Below are 15,545 nucleotides of genomic sequence, written 5' to 3' on the forward strand. Positions count from 1 at the left end.
GTCTTTGGTGGTGACATTGTATCCACGGTCGTGTTGTACCCGTCCCTGTGAGGCCGATCATGCCTGAACTCTACCCCATCGAGGATCAACATCTTGATGATGCGTGCCGGTTTCTTCACGCCAATCTTAATGGCAAGGTCTCTCCCGATGAATGGAAGGTCGTTTATCGCCGTCCCTGGGATCCTGAAAAGCCGAATAATGGTTTCATGTTGCGGCATCAGGACCGGATCGTCGGGGTCTTCATGGCCATTTACAGCCGGAGGATGATTCGGGGCCGCGTGGAACGATTCTGCAATCCCAACAGTTGGGTCGTTGAAAAGGATTTTCGAACACAGAGCATGTTGTTGCAGCGTGCCCTGCTGGCGCAGAAAGAGCGGCACTTTTTCATCACCACGCCCAATCCTGTCGTCGCCAAGATTTTCAGAAGATCCAGGTTTCAATACATGCCGGACCAGATTACGGTGATTCCCTGTTTTCCCTGGATTCCTCTTGGCCGTGATTTTGCGGAGATCATCGATTCCGGAGAGGATCTTGAAAATCTTCTGGACGCATCCTGCCGTCAAATCTTTGCGGACCATCGTGACATTCCCTGGTTGCATCATGTGGCCGCAGGTGTTCCGGGGCGTTACGTGTACGTGATCTTCAAAAAAAAACGGTTAAAAAAGATGAACAGCGTTCGCATTTTATACATGAGCAACCCGGATCGTTTTCCTGGCTGTCGTCATCTGTTGTCAAACTATTTTTTGCGACGCCATTTTGCGGTTACCATGCAGATCGACCATCGTTTTCTTGGCATGACGCTCCCCTTTTCCCTGCACCGCCAGGAAACTCAACCAAGGATGTTTCTCAGCGATTCTTTGGGGGCGTCTGACTTTGGTTACATTTATTCCGAATCCGCGGCCATGGATCAGTGACGGATTCGAATGGAGCGGCTTTGATGTCATCGTTCGAATCTCCCGTTTCTTCGCTTAAGGGGGAGATGTGGGCAAGCGCAACCTTTGGGAGGAAGAGAAATGGGCCTGTCGCGTTTGGCTGGGGGAATGGTCGGGTTGTTGACGATGCTGTTGGCCGCCTGTGTCACCGTCAATGTCTATTTTCCCGCTCCGGCGGTGGATCAGGCGGCGCAACGGATCGTGCGCGAGGTGTGGAGCGGCATGAAGCCACCCGAATCTTCCATGGAAGAAAAGAAAACTCCCGAGAATCAGCCGGTACCCGCCCAGCCTCGGGAAAAGAGCGTTCCCGAACGGCAATCGTTGCGCTCGCATTCCCTGTTGGTGATCGTCAACGCCGTGCTGTCATGGACGGTCCCTTCCGCGGCGGCAGCGGATCTTGATGTTTCCTCCCCGGCCATCCGTGACATCGCCGGACGCCTGAAGAATCGGGCTGGAGGGGCATTGAAACCCTTTCTTTTTGGTGGCCAGGTGGGCATCAATCGTGACGGTGATCTGGAAATTCGTTCCGAGGAGGGGCTGCCGTTGCAGCAAAAAGGAGCGTTGCGTTCCTCGGTTCGCGAGGACAATATCGATCGCGCCCAACTTTATCGGGAAATCGCCGTGGCCAACGGCCATCCGGAGTGGGAGGCGGACATACGGGCCCGGTTTGCCTTGAAATGGGTTTCCGAGGCGCCGGCAGGTTGGGCGGTGCAGAAACCGGATGGCTCGTGGGTGAAAAAGTGATTCATTCCATCGGGGAAGGGGACGACAGGTCGCGGTCTTTTTTCAAATCCAGTGGCGTGCGGGAGACGCCTCCCAGTTCATGCAGAAAAAAATGAAAATATTGGTGCATCGTCGCGAGGAATCGATCACGGTCCTTGATGTTGCTGACATAGGGGGTGCATCCCGGTTTCAGGGATGGTGAATGGTAGGTGAATGAAAAAACATCGAGCCCACGATCGAGCAGACCCAGGGTCAACCGTTTCAGTTCGTCGAAACGGTACCCTTCGGGCGACAGACGGATCCGTTCCAACAATCGCAGCCTGGAAAGAATTCCCGGCAGGCGGAGCGACTTGAAAAAAGGATGGATGGACAGGCGATGGAGCCGGTGACTCTGGGGGCGCGAGAACGCAAGGAGACCGACGTAATCGCCGGTGGTGGGCAGGGAAAGAATTCGTTGGCCAGGACCGATCCGACCGGGATGATTGGATGCGCGGGAAAAATCAGGACCGCCACCGCCGCGAAAATCGAACGGGGGGGCGGGACTGAGATCGACCTCATAACCCAGTTCTTCCAGAATGGCAGGGGTATTGGGGCCGATGCCATAGCGTCCCGCCTTGTAGATCAGGGGGCGGACACCGATGGATTCCTCGATGCGCCGGGTCAGAAGGGAGAGCTTTTCCCGTTCCAATTCGCGGGGCAGGTTTCCGGGAAAAGAATGGGCGATGGTCGTTTCCTCGACGAACGGGGGCGAGACCCAGGGATGCAGGTGGGCGCCGATGACCGCCCGTCCCTCCATGACAAACGTTGACAGAGGCTTCCATCCGTGTTCGTTGTTGGCGACGGGATGGTCGATGACATACACCGGACGGATGCCGAATCGATCGCATACCTCCTGGCCACGATGGATTTCGTTCATGGCCTGAATCGAAGTGGCATCGGGATTGAACGGAGCGGACCAGTCGAATTCTTCCTCGGTATCGACGACGACCAGCAGCACGGGGGGGGATGACCTCATGTTCACGTCTCGAAAAAAATATTGAAAGAAAAAAAACGGTTGCTTCCCCCCAGGGGTTCGGTTTTGACGTTGATTCCCGCAGAGGGGGAATGGAGATGCAATCTCCAAGGAGTTTGATTTTGACGTTTTTCCCGAAGGACATCACGTTTTTCCTGGCGACGAAAGCCAGGATCGGCGAGGGGACCATGGGTCTTGACGATTGAACGTTTCCCCCCTTCTTATCGGTTGGTGGGGATGAAATCTTTTCACTGGAGGTTGCCAAATTTGAAGTGTCCGGGAAAGAAATCGTTCCTGATCCCGCGCGGGTGGGCGGGAAGGGGGGGCCTTGTTCGATCATGCTCCTTTGGCGTCTGGATCGTTGTCGGTAGGCATCCATGATACGAATTTTCAAACATTTTATTTCCCGCTGGTCCATCATGCTGCTGGTGTCCGAAACCCTTGTGGGTGTGCTGGCGGTCCATGTCGGGGTATGGATTCGCTTTTCGGGGGATGCGCCGGAAAATTACAGTCATGGCCCGGAACTGCTCGTCCGATCGTTCTTTTTTGCCTTGGTGATGGTCATGAGCATGGCCGCCACCGGGCGTTATCAACGGGTCCTGGATGACGGCTTCAGCGCCGAGGTTCTCAGGGTCGGGATCAGTTTCATCATCGGCATGGTTGCCTTGGGATTGCTCTTCTATGTTTTTCCCGACATCTTCATCGGGCGGGGGGCCAACGGTTTGGCCATGATGTTTGCGTTTGTCCTTTTTCTGGCGATCCGCTGGTTTTTCTATCACTTTGTCATCGACATCGATGCCTTGAAACGAAAAATCATGATTTTCGGTGATGGGGAAAATGCCCGACTGGTCCATGATCAGGTACAATCGACTCCGTTCGGCGTCAGCATCCTTGGATGTTGGCCCATCCCTGGATCGGGCCGGGCGGTTCCGGAAGGGTTGGTCATCGACAACGGTCTGGACCTGTTTGACTGGGTCGTCGGCAACGACATCGACGAAATCGTTCTGGCCATGGACCGCGAATTTCCGACGATGTATGCCAAGGAGATTCTTGACTGCAAGGGACGAGGGGTGACGATTGTGGACCTTCCCGGTTTTTTCGAGCGGGAAAGACATATGATCAACATGGAGATTTTGACTCCCGAATGGTGGATTCACAATTCCGATGGCGTCGATCAGGGATCGGGGCGGGAAATTTCCAAAAAACTGTTCGACATCACCCTGAGCCTGTTGCTGTTGATGGTCGTCTCGCCGTTGATGGTGTTGACTGCCTTGGCGATTCTGATCGAAAGCCGGGGGCGGGGACCGATCATTTACACCCAGGAACGGGTCGGCTATGGTGGCCGGATCTTCAAGGTCATGAAGTTTCGCAGCATGCGCACCGATGCCGAAGGAGACGGCGTTGCCCGCTGGGCCAGCCGCGACGACGATCGCATCACCGCTGTCGGAAAAATCATCCGTAAGACCCGAATCGATGAATTGCCGCAGTTTCTCAACGTTTTGCGCGGGGAAATGAGTCTTGTGGGACCACGACCCGAACGTCCCGCCTTCGTCAACATCCTCAAGAGCAAGATTCCCTATTATGGCGAACGGTTGCGGGTGAAACCGGGGATCACCGGCTGGGCCCAGGTCCGCTACGGCTACAGCGCTTCCGAGGAGGATGCCGCCGAAAAATTGAAGTATGATCTCTATTACGTCAAAAACCACAGCCTGTTTCTCGATCTCTTGGTTTTGATCCACTCCGTCGAGGTGGTCCTTTTCGCTTCCGGCGCGACCGAGCCCCTTCATCATGGAAAGAAATCGTCATGAGCGGGAAGGAACTGTACCCGTCGCATCATTTACGGTATGGTAGGCGATCAGGCCGGAGTATGGATCCCGGCAGGGTGACCTGGTTATCGTCATTGGTACGGGGCGTCCCCGGACCTTCACCTTAGAAGAGTTGAATTCATCCTGGTCATGCAACAGGAATCCGGACTTCGCGATTTTTATTTCCAGGTGATTCTTCATCTGCGCGGCATGTGGCGTCACCGATGGCAAATGGTGTTCACCGCATGGTTCGTCTGTATTTCCGGATGGGTGGCGGTTGCGATCATGGAGGACCAGTATATCGCCCGGGCCCAGGTGCAGATCGATGATCCCCGGGAAAATATTTCCCAGTTCCTCGAAAAGGAATCGGTCGTCCTGGATGTGACCCGCGAGGCCAAACGCATCCTCAACCGCATTCTGGAACGGGACAACCTGCTGCGGATCATTCGTGAGACCGATCTGGCCTTTCAGGTCTCGAACGATGCCGAAAAGGAGGATGTCCTGAGGGATCTTCGGGCGCAACTGGTCGTCAAGCAATCCAACAACAACATCTACCAGATCATCCATCGTCATTCCGATCCCCGCCTGACCCAGCAGGTGGTCGAGGTGTTGCTCAACAGCCTGCCGCTCGACAACGTCAAGGAATACCGCGAGGACAACGCCCGCACTGCCGAGGAGTTTCTTGGGCGCCAGGTCAGCGATTTCGAACAGAAGGTCATCGATGCGGAACGCCAACTCCGGGAGTTCAAGGCCAGGAACATGCTGGTCCTTCCCGGAAAGGATGGCGGTTACTATGAACGCATGCGTGACATGGTTCAAAAAATCGAGGAGGATGAGGGGACGCTCAAGGAGTTGGAACGGCGCGAGACGGAAATGTCGCGGCAACTGTCCGAGATGTCCAGCAGCACTGCCTCTCCAACCGCCGAGGTCGATGGTCGGATCGAGGAGTTGAATTCCCAACTCAACGAGCTGTTCGGAAAATACTATATGAAGAATGGGGTACGGATGCGCCTTTATACGGAGAATCATTCCGAGGTGTTGGCGTTGCGCAAGTCGATCGAAATGCTGCAACAGCAAAAAAAGGACATCACCGATCGCCTGCGCCAGGAGGCGGACAATCCCGACCGTTGGGAACTCGAATCCAATCCCATCTATCGCCGGCTCAAAACAGCCATCAGCGAACTGGAGGTGGAAAAGGCTTCGGTCCAGTCCCGCCTCATGGAGACCCGGCAAAAGCTGGCCAAGCTCAAGGAGATGGAGGATTCCATCCCCAGCATCGAAAACGAAATGTTGCGGCTGCAAAGCTATCTGGACATGTCCAAGAAAAAAATGCTGAGCATGCTCGACAAGGAAGGATCAGCCCGGTTTACCGGCGACATCGCCGAAGGTTTGAGTCGGTATGTCCACTTCAAGGTATTGGAGCGTCCTTCCATTCCCGATCGTCCGGTGGGACCCGACCGGGTCTTGTTCTCTTCGGTGGTGTTGGCGGGTGGACTTTCGGCGGGGTTGGCGCTTGGGCTTTTTTTGACCGTCATCCGCCCGGTGTTCGACAGCCCCGCTGCCCTGAGAAAGGTGTTGGGCCTGCCGGTTCTGGGGATGGTGTCAATGGTGGACGAGGGGGTCGGCAATCGCTGGAAAAGCTCCACGCCATTTTTCTTTTTGGTGTTCATCGGTATTTTTGCCGGTTTCGCCGGGGTGTTGTATCTTGGAGGAAAGTTCTAAGGCCTGGGCCAACCTCCTGTCCGATTGTCCATCCGGGAATCAACCCATCATGTCCGAAGTCCAGATTCGCAAGAAAGTCACCCTTGATTTTGAAAAACTCCGTTCGCGTGGCATCTTGACGCCCGATTCGGGACGAAGCGTGGTCGCGGAGGAATATCGGGTCATCAAACGACCGCTGCTTCTGGGTGGGCTGGGAAGCGACGGGGAGAAGGAGGACAGGCGTCGCAACAAGAAAATGATCATGGTCACCAGCGCTTTTCCCAAGGAGGGAAAGACGTTTACCGCGATCAATCTGGCCATGAGTCTGGCTGCGGAAATGGATTCGACGGTGTTGCTGGTCGATGGTGATGTCGCCAAACCCTCGGTGGCGCGTATTCTTGGATTCAAGGCGAAGGAAGGATTGATCGACTGTCTGCTGAACAAGGTCGATAATTTCAATGAAGTCCTGATTCGCACCAATGTTCCCAAATTGATGCTGCTTCCCTCGGGGCGGCGGCACCATCATGCCACGGAACTTCTGGCCAGTGAAAATATGAGGCTGTTGCTCAATCAGATCATGGACGATCCCGACCGTATTGTGGTCTTTGATTCGCCGCCGCTCCTGGTTACCACCGAGGCCCGGGAATTGGCGCGCAATATGGGGCAGATCGTCATGGTGGTCGAGGCGGAACGGACGCCGCAGTTTGCCGTCAAGGATGCCTTGCAGCAATTGGACAATCTGGAAATCGTCGGTCTGGTGCTCAACAAGATTCGCAAACGATCAGGTGGCGGATATTATTATTATGGCTACGGCGGCTACGGCGGCTACGGCGGTTATGGCGGCTATGGCGGCTATGGTTCGGAGGAGACTCCGACCAAACGAGGTTGGCTGCGGCGTCTGTTCGGACTGTAGGCGATTGTCGTTCCATGACGGCTTCGTGGGCGTTTCGCGGAGATATTCTTCCATGTCGCCTGTTTCATGAAAATCCTGGTTCTTTGACCCGTCTTGGACTGGGAAAGGAAAAGAACGTTCGATGAAGGCCCCGATTCTCTGCGTTGTGGGAGCGCGTCCCAATTTCATGAAGATGGCGGCGATTCTGCCGGCGCTCAAGGCAGTCGGTCTGGAGACGCGGCTGATTCATACCGGTCAGCACTATGATCCCGCCATGAAGGAAACCTTTTTTCGTCAGTTGGGAATTCCCGAACCCGATCTGGACCTTGGGGTGGGATCGGGGAGTCATGCGGTGCAGACGGCACGGATCATGATGGGATTCGAGCCGGTTATCGACTCCTTGCAACCGGCGGCGGTGTTGGTGGTTGGGGATGTCAATTCGACCATTGCCTGCGCCTTGGTGGCGGTCAAGAAGGGGGTTGGGGTCATCCATGTCGAGGCGGGTCTGCGCAGTCGCGACCGGGGGATGCCGGAGGAGATCAATCGGATTTTGACCGATCGCCTTTCCGATTTCCTGTTTACCACGGAGCGCGGTGCCGGGGAAAATCTGCGGGCAGAGGGGATCGAGCCAGACCGAATCCACTTCGTGGGCAATGTCATGATCGATACCTTGTTTCGACTGCTGCCGTTGGCGCCCTCGGTGTCGCAAATCCTCGAATCGGATTATCGGGGGGCATGGTCGGGATATGTCCCCGGTCTGGAATACGGTCTGGTGACCTTGCACCGTCCTTCCAATGTGGACGATCCCGTGGTGTTCGAGGCGTTGATGACGACTCTGGCGCGGCAAAGTCAAAAATTGCCTTTGGTGTTTCCCGTTCATCCTCGAACCCGGCAGCGTTTTGTTGACCAGGGCCTGGAAAGGGTGATGCACGGGGCCCGATTGATTTTGTTGCCGCCGGTGGGGTATCTGCAAATGTTGGGATTGATGAAATCGGCCCGGGTCATTCTGACCGATTCGGGTGGAGTTCAGGAAGAATCGACCGCTCTGGGCTGTCCCTGCCTGACGCTGCGCGACAATACCGAGCGTCCGGTGACGGTGACGGAAGGGACCAATACGGTGGTGGGTCGGGATCCGGAACTGATCGATCGGGTGATGGATGACATTTTGCGTCATGGTGGCAAGGGTGGTCGGGTGCCGGAATTGTGGGATGGTCATGCGGCCCCCCGAATCGCCCGGTGCCTTGTAGAATCCTTTACAACCAGTCTTTGACAGAAAAAAGGGGGACCCGCCGTAGCAGGGAATGACGGGGGATCGACCCAGGATTTTTATTTTGACGTTTTACTCTCGGGGCCCCACCGGGCGACCGTCATGCTCAATGCCTTCACCGTTGATGTCGAAGATTATTTTCACGTCGCGCTGTTCGAAAAACATGTTTCGAGCGATGGATGGTCTTCCATGGAGCAGCGGGTCGAGGGAAACACCGATCGCCTTCTGGAGTTGATGGCAGGCCAAGGGGTTTATGGCACGTTTTTCATTCTTGGATGGGTGGCGGAGCGTTTTCCCGGATTGGTGCATCGGATTGCCACCGCAGGACACGAGGTGGCGAGTCATGGAATGCGTCATCGTCGGGTGACCCTGCAATCGCCGGAGGAATTTTATCAGGATGTCCTTGAGTGCCGGAAACTGCTCGAAGATGTCAGCGGGATGCCGGTGCAAGGCTACCGGGCCTCGACCTATTCGATTGGTCGGGACAACCTGTGGGCCCTGGATGTGTTGGAAAAGGCGGGTTATCGTTACAGTTCGAGCATCTACCCCATTCGCCATGACCTCTATGGCTGGCCGGAGGCACCGCGTTTTCCGTTTTATCCGCGGCAGGGAAGGGGGGAAGGGCGCGGATTGCTGGAAATTCCCGTTTCCACCCTGGAGTGGCATCGCTACCGGGTGCCGTGTGGCGGTGGGGGGTATTTTCGTCTGTATCCGCTGTTCGTTTCGTCGTGGGCCTTGCGTCGTCTCAACGTGGTGGAGGGCAGGAGCGCGGTTTTCTACCTTCATCCCTGGGAACTGGATCCGGGTCAGCCACGTCTGCCGGGTTTGCCGATGAAGGTTCGGTTGCGCCACTATTTGCATCTGGGCCGCGTTGAATCCCGTTTGCAACGGTTGCTTTCGCAATTTTCCTGGGATCGAATGGACCGGGTGTTCGCCCCCTGGCTGGGGGAGGAGGTGGGGGATGGAACGCGGCAATGATCGTGCGGGGACAATCACGGTCCAAACCATGGCGTCGGGGGACCGCGCTGCCTGGGACCGGTTTGTGTTCGCGGCGGGACAGGCGACCTTCTTCCACCGATCGGGTTGGAAACGGGTTCTGGAGGATGCGTTTGGCCATGAAACCCATTATCTCATGGCCCAGGTCGATGGGGTGGTGGTGGGGATCCTTCCCCTGGGGCGGATCAAAAGTGTGTTCTTCGGTGATTCACTGATTTCGACCCCTTTTTGTGTCCATGGAGGAATCGTGGCCGAGGATGGGGCAGTCGCCATGAGGTTGGAACAGGAAGCGGTCGCCCTGGCCCATCGTCTGGGGGTGGACTACCTGGAAATGCGCCCGATCGCACCCATGCACCCGCACTGGTTGGCCAAAGATTTGTACTGCGTTTTCAGAAAAGAAATATCCAACGATCCCGACAAAAATCTTACTGCCATCCCGCGCAAACAACGGGCCGAGGTGCGCCGCGGGATCAACAAAGGTTTGACGGGATCGGTGGATCGGGATGTCGCCGGTGTCTGTTATGACGTTTATGCCGAAAGCGTTCACAATCTTGGGACTCCGGTATTTTCAAAACGGTATTTTTCCGTTCTGAAGGACGAGTTTGGCGATGATTGCGATGCCCTGGTGATCCGTGATGGCCGGGTTCCGGTGGCGGCGGTCCTTAACTTTTATTTTCGTGATCAGGTGCTTCCCTATTATGGCGGGGGGATTGCGGCAGGACGTCAGTTTGGGGCGACTGCGTTCATGTACTGGGACCTGATGAATCGGGCCGCTGCGGAGCGGGGGGTGAAGGTATTCGACTTTGGTCGCAGCAAGGTTGGCAGTGGATCGTATGATTTCAAAAAATATTTTGGTTTTGAACCGATGCCGCTCCACTATGCCTTTCACCTGGTTCGGGGGGCGGGCATGCCCAATGTCAGCCCCAATAATCCCAGGTATCGATTGTTCATCGACCTGTGGAAAAAATTTCCCTTGGGGATCAGCCGCCTTGTGGGACCGATCATCTCCAGGAATCTGGGTTGAGAATAAACCATTGAAAGAAAAAAGGGGTTCCCGCCGTAGCAGGGAATGGCGGGGGATCGCTTCCAAAACGGTGTCACACCGTGTCCGAAAAAACTTCATCCAGTGACTGGGCATCGAAGATGCGGAGGCTCCACTTCTCCAGGGATGGTCGCTCAGCCTTGGCGATCTTTTCGCCAGCCCAATCAGGCACGGTGCCGAAGCGGCGTTGCAACTGGCGAGTCAGCATTTCTGTTTTGCCTCTCTGTTCGCCTCTCTGTTCGCCAATCTGCTCGCCTTCCCATTTACCAGCACTATAGGTGGAGAGTACAAAGCTCGCTTGGTCGTGCAGCTCTTCTTGATAGCGTTCGTAGGCCCTGCGCTCTGTCTCTGGTAATTGCAGGACATCAAGCCTTTCTTTGGCCTTTTTTAGGCCACGAGCTGTAAAATCATCACGAATATCAGAATTTTTCAAAAAATAAACCCACTCATCCAGGGTATCGCGGGCGACATCATCAAAATTTCTCACCTTGATCAAGTAATGCTCTGGGAAAATGGCGGCGACCGAAGGACGTTGGAACAAAGCCTTCTGCCCCTCGTCCAAGGCCAGTTCCTCCTGGGTATGCAATCCCCTGAAAGAAGTATTGCCCACATAGATATAATCGCTGCCGCGCCCCAGATCAAAGTAGAGAATGCTGATGGTGATGACCTTGATGACACTGGCGTAAGGCTTGCCTTCCGTCATATGTTCGGTAATGGCCTTGGCGGTGCTGAAGAGTAACCTCTGTAGATAATCCCACTCTCGTTCGTATTGCAACTCAACGATAATAATTTCATCTCGGGAGTTTTTGATCTTGAGATCGACACGGTTGAATTTGTCGTTACGGGCTTCCTGATTACTTTCACTCTCCAAGATTTCAACGATACGCACATCCTCGCGAAGAAGTTCGGTGAGGAACCCTTCAAGGATTTCAAAATTGGCCTTGCTGCGCAACAGACGTTTCAAGGCCCAGTCGAAGCTGATCAACTGTCGTTGTTTCACTCTTATTGGTCCTCCGTTCTGAAAGGCAACCTGGATTTTTCTGAAAATTTCCGACAAGGTACCACTAATCCAGGATTGTCCAGGATTTCAGCCTTGCAGTCCACTGAATTTTTTCAAAATTGGCTCCTATTGCGTCCAGAATCTGGCCGGATGGACCCATCGGAAGGGACACCCATAATGACTTCTGAAATCCAACCCGGTTCAAAGACTCAACCGCCAGGCGCCCAGAACCCGTTGCTGCCGTTACGTGTTGCCCTGATACGTCAGCGCTATACCCCGTTTGGTGGGGCTGAACGGTTCGTGGAGCGGGCGATGGCGGCTTTGGGCCGACAGGGGATGGCGGTCACGGTGGTGGCGCGGCAGTGGCGGGGCGAGGAGGGGGGCGGTCCGGGCTGTGATCCCTTCTACCTCGGGCGATTGTGGCGTGATCATGGTTTTGCCCGTTGTGTGACGCGGCAATGGTTGCGCCGTCCGGGATGGGTGGTGCAATCGCATGAGCGGATTCCGGGATGCCATTTATACCGGGCGGGCGATGGGGTCCATGCCCAGTGGTTGCACAACCGTGGCCGTTCGCAAAACCGGTTGGCCCGAATGACGACCCGATTGAATCCCTATCACCGTTATCTTCTGGCCATGGAACGGCGCCTGTTTTGCCATCCCGACCTTCGGGCGGTGATTTGCAATTCGGCGATGGTTCGTGATGAAATCATTTCATGGTTCGGGGTCGCCGAGGAAAAACTGCACATCATTCATTCGGGCGTCGATACGCATTTGTTCCATCCCCGTTCGGACGCAGCGGTCGGAAACCGCACCCGCAGGGCGTGGGGAATTCCCGAAGAGGTGACACTGTTTCTTTTTGTCGGTTCGGGGTTTGAGCGCAAGGGGTTGAAACCATTGCTCAAGGCCTTGACACAGGTGCCGGGGGCCTGGTTGCTGGTGGTGGGACGTGATGCCCAGGAGGCCGGGTTTCGCAAACTGGCAGTGCGGGTCGGGGTTTCCGACCGGGTTCGGTTTGCCGGTGGCCAGAAGGATGTCCTTCCTTATTACGCGGCGGCGGACGCGGTGGTCCTGCCGACCTTGTATGATCCCTTTCCCAATGTCGCCTTGGAGGCGATGGCGTGTGGTTTGCCTTTGGTAACCTCCTACCAGTGCGGCGCACGGGATTTTCTGGACGAGGGAAAGGGGGGGGTGTTGTGTGATGCGCTGGACGTCCCGGCGCTGGCAGGTCATTTGCACGATTTGATGGATGCCAGGCGGCGGCACGACCTGGGTATGACAGGACGCGCCGTCGCGGAATCCTTGAGTTGGGAGCGGATGACCGCCAGCCTGGAGTCCTTGTACCGCAAGATTTTTTGAACAGGTTTTCTTGAAGGCATGGGTCTGCGCGATCCGGCCACACAGACAATGGCCAAGAGGGATCCGTGAACAGGTTGTCAGGAGCGGTTCATCCAATCTTTTTCATCGGTTATCCCGCGGCACGCAATTCCTCACGGATCACTTGGCGAAGCGTCTCTTCCAGGGGTTTTTTGCTCATCTTAAGATAAGTACGCAAGGCGTTGTTGATCATGATCTGGTAACCCGTTCCAGCCTCTTCGGCAAGACGACGGAATTCCGCAATGACATCATCGGAAAGATTGATGGTGATCCGGGTCCTTCCTGTCTGGGGAAGCACAGGACCTTGTTTACCTTGGCTGAAATCATATTCTGTTTTCATGGCTCAACCTCCATATTGTTTGCATTCGTTTTGTGTCGCACGGCGGGCAGAAATGATGCGAACATTGTCTTCGCCTCGGTAGGTGTACACGACCACCAGGATGCGACCATAAAGGTCCATTCCGATGTTCACAGAACGTTCTTCATCAACGGAATCCTCCTCAATCGTTACCGACAATGGGTCGTCCAAAACGGTCGCCGCTTCCGTGAAAAGAATGCCGTGCCTTTTCCAGTTGTTTTCGGCTTTGGCCGGATCGAATTCAATGATCATGAGAGCAGTGTATGCATATCTGGTGCATATTGCCAATCTTTTCTTGACGCCATCCCAATAACTGCCATACCGTCGGAATCGGAGCTTGAACACCTCCACAAATGGTCCTGCTGAACTAGAAATAGCCGGGGCCGGGCAGTGGCGGGGCGCCAGGCTGGACAGCGGGCGTCACGACCGAGGGTGGCGGTGAAGCCACGGGATCCTGACGCGCCACGAGTTCGGTCTTTCGCGGTCCGTCGGCATCGATGCGATAGAAGAAATAATCCCTGCGGCTTTGCCCCTTGTCGTCGAAGAAGACAACTCCCGCAGCGCCATAAACCCTTTGTCCCCCCTTGAGAATGGCTGTCCAGGGTTGACCCGACATCCGGGCTTCACGCAATGCCTGGGCAACCAGGGCGATGGAATCGTAGGCCAGCATGTCCAGGGGGGTGGGTGTTTCCTTCCAGGTTTGCAGGAAGGAGGAGGCAAATCGGTTGCGCGCGACATCGTCGGTATCACAAAAATAAGCCCCGCGGAGAAAATCGGTTCCCTCCCGGAACAGTTCCGGTTTGTTCCACAGGGAGGTCCCAAGGAAGGTGACCTCGGGTTGGCGTACCTTGAAGAAGGCGGCCTGGGGGAGGATCAGGCGGACATCCTGGGCGTTGGCGGGGACGAAAAGGGCGTCGAAGTCGGCTGCGGATTTTAAAGTGGCCTCCTTGTCACCGGGGTCGGCATTGATCAGCGCCTTGATCCATGGGGAGAAATCACGGGTTCCCGAGGGAAAGAAGGTGGCGCGGGCGATGGTTCCCCCCAGTTTTTGCACCTCATCGGAAAAGGCCTGGGTGAGAAGATTGCCATATTCGGTATCGGGGGCGAGAATGGCGAAGCGACGCAATTTTTTTTCCTCGATCGCAAAGCGGGCCATGTATTGCCCTTCGCTTTCGGGTCGGAAGGCGTTTTGCAGAACGCTGGATCCAGGAATGACGATGCCGGAGCGGGGATTGAGGGTGATGATGGGAATGTTGTAACGGGCGGCGACTTCGGCGGCGGCCTTGGCCTCTTCGTGAAAGACCGGTCCGATGATGGCCCCGACACCATCGGCACGGAATTGCTCGATTGCTTGCCGCGCCGGATCGGCCTTGCCGTGGCTGTCGGCAACGCGGAGGACGATTCGGGTGTCGGGATAGTCACGGAGCGCTTTTTTGGCCGATTTGAGAAGGTTTTTGCCGGTTCCCGCCTTGTCCCCGGTCAGGGGGAGAAGCAGGCCCAGGACCAATTCGGACTGGCTGTCGGATGGCGCGAGGCGACGCTGGGCTTCCTGGGAGGTCAGGTCGCTTGAGCGCGCCGACTGCCAGAAGGATTGGGCCCCCTGTGTTCCTGAAGCCCCCCCTTCCTGATGATGACGGTCTCCGAGGATCAACGCGAACATGGGGGTCAGGGGCGACGTGGGCGGCTGGACGGCATGAAGCTGTTCGAGCCGTCCCGTCTCCAGTTGATCGATGCTTGCCAGGGCCATGCGTGCCAGATCGGGGGCCAGGGGGCCGGATGGCCATCCCTGGAACAGGCGTTGCGTCGTTTCGGCGTTGCCGTATTGAAGATAGCTTTTGAGGAATCGTTGCCAGGTGGCGGACGCCAGGGGTGTTGGGGCATGGGCAACCCGGACCCAGCTGGTCCACGCTCCGGGAAGATCGCCCTGCCGGGCCTGGATATCGCCGACAAGGGACAGGCTTTCCCAGGCGAAGGGTTCCCCGGATCGAACCGAGGCATCGACCAGGGTTGGCAAGGCCTGTTCGATTTGATCCTGAAGCAGAAGGGTTTCACCCAGGCGGAAACGGGCTTCGTTGGCCTGGGGCAGGTGTCCGAATTCCTGGATGGCCCGGCGAAACAGGAGCAGGGCGGCATCGAACTGGTTCTTCTCGACAAGGCCCTTGGCCTCTGCGATCATCCCTTCGGGCGTGTCGAAAGCCGCCACCGGTTTTTTTGTCTCCGTGTCGGATTGAGCGGCGACGGGAGGCCGCCCCTCACGTTCGGCCCGTTCAACGGATTGTTCCGCCGGCGGTCGTGCCGGTTTGTCGGCGACCTGGGTGGCGCATCCGGCCAGGAGGAGCAGGACAAGGGAAAAGGGGAGAAGATTCCGACGAATTCCCGGGCGTCGTTCGGGCAGGGGTGTCGGTACATGGCGGCGGTTGTCGCAGGTTGTTGCGCGCATGGA

14 protein-coding genes are annotated in these 15,545 nt (G+C 56.2%); 9 read left to right on the plus strand and 5 right to left on the minus strand.

Annotation, left to right across the window (positions count from 1 at the left end; genetic code table 11):
• The first annotated feature begins 59 nt into the window (after window positions 1-59).
• Both HQL76_03425 and HQL76_03430 read left to right on the plus strand, forming a co-directional pair.
• Complete coding sequence (locus HQL76_03425; protein MBF0108208.1) at window positions 60-914, plus strand: hypothetical protein; 855 nt, start codon at window positions 60-62, stop codon at window positions 912-914.
• Window positions 915-1,013: 99 nt separating this feature from the next.
• Window positions 1,014-1,676 carry a YdbL family protein gene (locus tag HQL76_03430; GenBank protein MBF0108209.1) on the plus strand — a complete coding sequence of 221 codons (663 nt, stop codon included), beginning with the start codon at window positions 1,014-1,016 and terminating at the stop codon, window positions 1,674-1,676.
• A gap of 1 nt (window position 1,677) precedes the next feature.
• On the opposite strand, the gene HQL76_03435 is transcribed toward HQL76_03430, so the two are convergent.
• Window positions 1,678-2,670, minus strand: a complete 993-nt coding sequence (locus HQL76_03435; GenBank protein ID MBF0108210.1) for a WalW protein — start codon at window positions 2,668-2,670, stop codon at window positions 1,678-1,680.
• A gap of 374 nt (window positions 2,671-3,044) precedes the next feature.
• On the opposite strand from HQL76_03435, the gene HQL76_03440 reads away from it, so the two are divergent.
• The 6 genes from HQL76_03440 (at window position 3,045) to HQL76_03465 (ending at window position 10,352) form a co-directional block, all read left to right on the plus strand.
• Window positions 3,045-4,475: a TIGR03013 family PEP-CTERM/XrtA system glycosyltransferase gene (locus tag HQL76_03440; protein ID MBF0108211.1), complete on the plus strand. Its 1,431-nt coding sequence runs from the start codon at window positions 3,045-3,047 to the stop codon at window positions 4,473-4,475.
• A 147-nt stretch (window positions 4,476-4,622) separates the two neighbouring features.
• Window positions 4,623-6,194 (plus strand): hypothetical protein, encoded by a 1,572-nt coding sequence (locus HQL76_03445; protein MBF0108212.1) that lies wholly within the window; start codon window positions 4,623-4,625, stop codon window positions 6,192-6,194.
• Between the two features lie 49 nt (window positions 6,195-6,243).
• A complete protein-coding gene (locus HQL76_03450; protein MBF0108213.1) occupies window positions 6,244-7,086 on the plus strand; it encodes a tyrosine-protein kinase family protein in 843 nt (280 codons plus the stop codon).
• Window positions 7,087-7,207: 121 nt separating this feature from the next.
• Window positions 7,208-8,335: a UDP-N-acetylglucosamine 2-epimerase (non-hydrolyzing) gene (gene wecB / locus HQL76_03455; GenBank protein MBF0108214.1), complete on the plus strand. Its 1,128-nt coding sequence runs from the start codon at window positions 7,208-7,210 to the stop codon at window positions 8,333-8,335.
• A 99-nt stretch (window positions 8,336-8,434) separates the two neighbouring features.
• A complete protein-coding gene (locus tag HQL76_03460) occupies window positions 8,435-9,310 on the plus strand; it encodes a DUF3473 domain-containing protein (GenBank protein MBF0108215.1) in 876 nt (291 codons plus the stop codon).
• Window positions 9,294-10,352 carry a FemAB family PEP-CTERM system-associated protein gene (locus HQL76_03465; protein ID MBF0108216.1) on the plus strand — a complete coding sequence of 353 codons (1,059 nt, stop codon included), beginning with the start codon at window positions 9,294-9,296 and terminating at the stop codon, window positions 10,350-10,352. Before HQL76_03460 ends, HQL76_03465 begins: the two co-directional genes overlap by 17 nt.
• A 73-nt stretch (window positions 10,353-10,425) precedes the next feature.
• On the opposite strand, the gene HQL76_03470 is transcribed toward HQL76_03465, so the two are convergent.
• A complete protein-coding gene (locus HQL76_03470) occupies window positions 10,426-11,376 on the minus strand; it encodes an Rpn family recombination-promoting nuclease/putative transposase (protein ID MBF0108217.1) in 951 nt (316 codons plus the stop codon).
• Window positions 11,377-11,547: 171 nt separating this feature from the next.
• On the opposite strand from HQL76_03470, the gene HQL76_03475 reads away from it, so the two are divergent.
• Window positions 11,548-12,726 carry a glycosyltransferase family 4 protein gene (locus tag HQL76_03475; GenBank protein ID MBF0108218.1) on the plus strand — a complete coding sequence of 393 codons (1,179 nt, stop codon included), beginning with the start codon at window positions 11,548-11,550 and terminating at the stop codon, window positions 12,724-12,726.
• Between the two features lie 109 nt (window positions 12,727-12,835).
• Here HQL76_03475 and HQL76_03480 read toward each other — a convergent pair whose 3' ends face one another.
• The 3 genes from HQL76_03480 to HQL76_03490 all read right to left on the minus strand — a co-directional run bounded on the left by HQL76_03480 (window position 12,836) and on the right by HQL76_03490 (window position 15,542).
• Window positions 12,836-13,084 carry a BrnA antitoxin family protein gene (locus tag HQL76_03480; GenBank protein ID MBF0108219.1) on the minus strand — a complete coding sequence of 83 codons (249 nt, stop codon included), beginning with the start codon at window positions 13,082-13,084 and terminating at the stop codon, window positions 12,836-12,838.
• A 3-nt stretch (window positions 13,085-13,087) separates the two neighbouring features.
• Window positions 13,088-13,354, minus strand: a complete 267-nt coding sequence (locus HQL76_03485) for a BrnT family toxin (protein MBF0108220.1) — start codon at window positions 13,352-13,354, stop codon at window positions 13,088-13,090.
• Between the two features lie 115 nt (window positions 13,355-13,469).
• Complete coding sequence (locus HQL76_03490) at window positions 13,470-15,542, minus strand: penicillin-binding protein activator (GenBank protein ID MBF0108221.1); 2,073 nt, start codon at window positions 15,540-15,542, stop codon at window positions 13,470-13,472.
• Window positions 15,543-15,545: the final 3 nt, after the last annotated feature.

Source organism: Magnetococcales bacterium, assembly GCA_015228815.1.
Classification (GTDB): Bacteria; Pseudomonadota; Magnetococcia; order Magnetococcales; family UBA8363; genus UBA8363.

Coding starts and splice junctions, on each gene's coding strand:
- HQL76_03425 (MBF0108208.1), top strand. CDS start 60: ATGCCTGAACTCTACCCCATCGAGGATCAACATCTTGATGATGCGTGC.
- HQL76_03430 (MBF0108209.1), top strand. CDS start 1,014: ATGGGCCTGTCGCGTTTGGCTGGGGGAATGGTCGGGTTGTTGACGATG.
- HQL76_03435 (MBF0108210.1), bottom strand. CDS start 2,670: ATGAGGTCATCCCCCCCCGTGCTGCTGGTCGTCGTCGATACCGAGGAA.
- HQL76_03440 (MBF0108211.1), top strand. CDS start 3,045: ATGATACGAATTTTCAAACATTTTATTTCCCGCTGGTCCATCATGCTG.
- HQL76_03445 (MBF0108212.1), top strand. CDS start 4,623: ATGCAACAGGAATCCGGACTTCGCGATTTTTATTTCCAGGTGATTCTT.
- HQL76_03450 (MBF0108213.1), top strand. CDS start 6,244: ATGTCCGAAGTCCAGATTCGCAAGAAAGTCACCCTTGATTTTGAAAAA.
- wecB (MBF0108214.1), top strand. CDS start 7,208: ATGAAGGCCCCGATTCTCTGCGTTGTGGGAGCGCGTCCCAATTTCATG.
- HQL76_03460 (MBF0108215.1), top strand. CDS start 8,435: ATGCTCAATGCCTTCACCGTTGATGTCGAAGATTATTTTCACGTCGCG.
- HQL76_03465 (MBF0108216.1), top strand. CDS start 9,294: ATGGAACGCGGCAATGATCGTGCGGGGACAATCACGGTCCAAACCATG.
- HQL76_03475 (MBF0108218.1), top strand. CDS start 11,548: ATGACTTCTGAAATCCAACCCGGTTCAAAGACTCAACCGCCAGGCGCC.
- HQL76_03480 (MBF0108219.1), bottom strand. CDS start 13,084: ATGAAAACAGAATATGATTTCAGCCAAGGTAAACAAGGTCCTGTGCTT.
- HQL76_03485 (MBF0108220.1), bottom strand. CDS start 13,354: ATGATCATTGAATTCGATCCGGCCAAAGCCGAAAACAACTGGAAAAGG.
- HQL76_03490 (MBF0108221.1), bottom strand. CDS start 15,542: ATGCGCGCAACAACCTGCGACAACCGCCGCCATGTACCGACACCCCTG.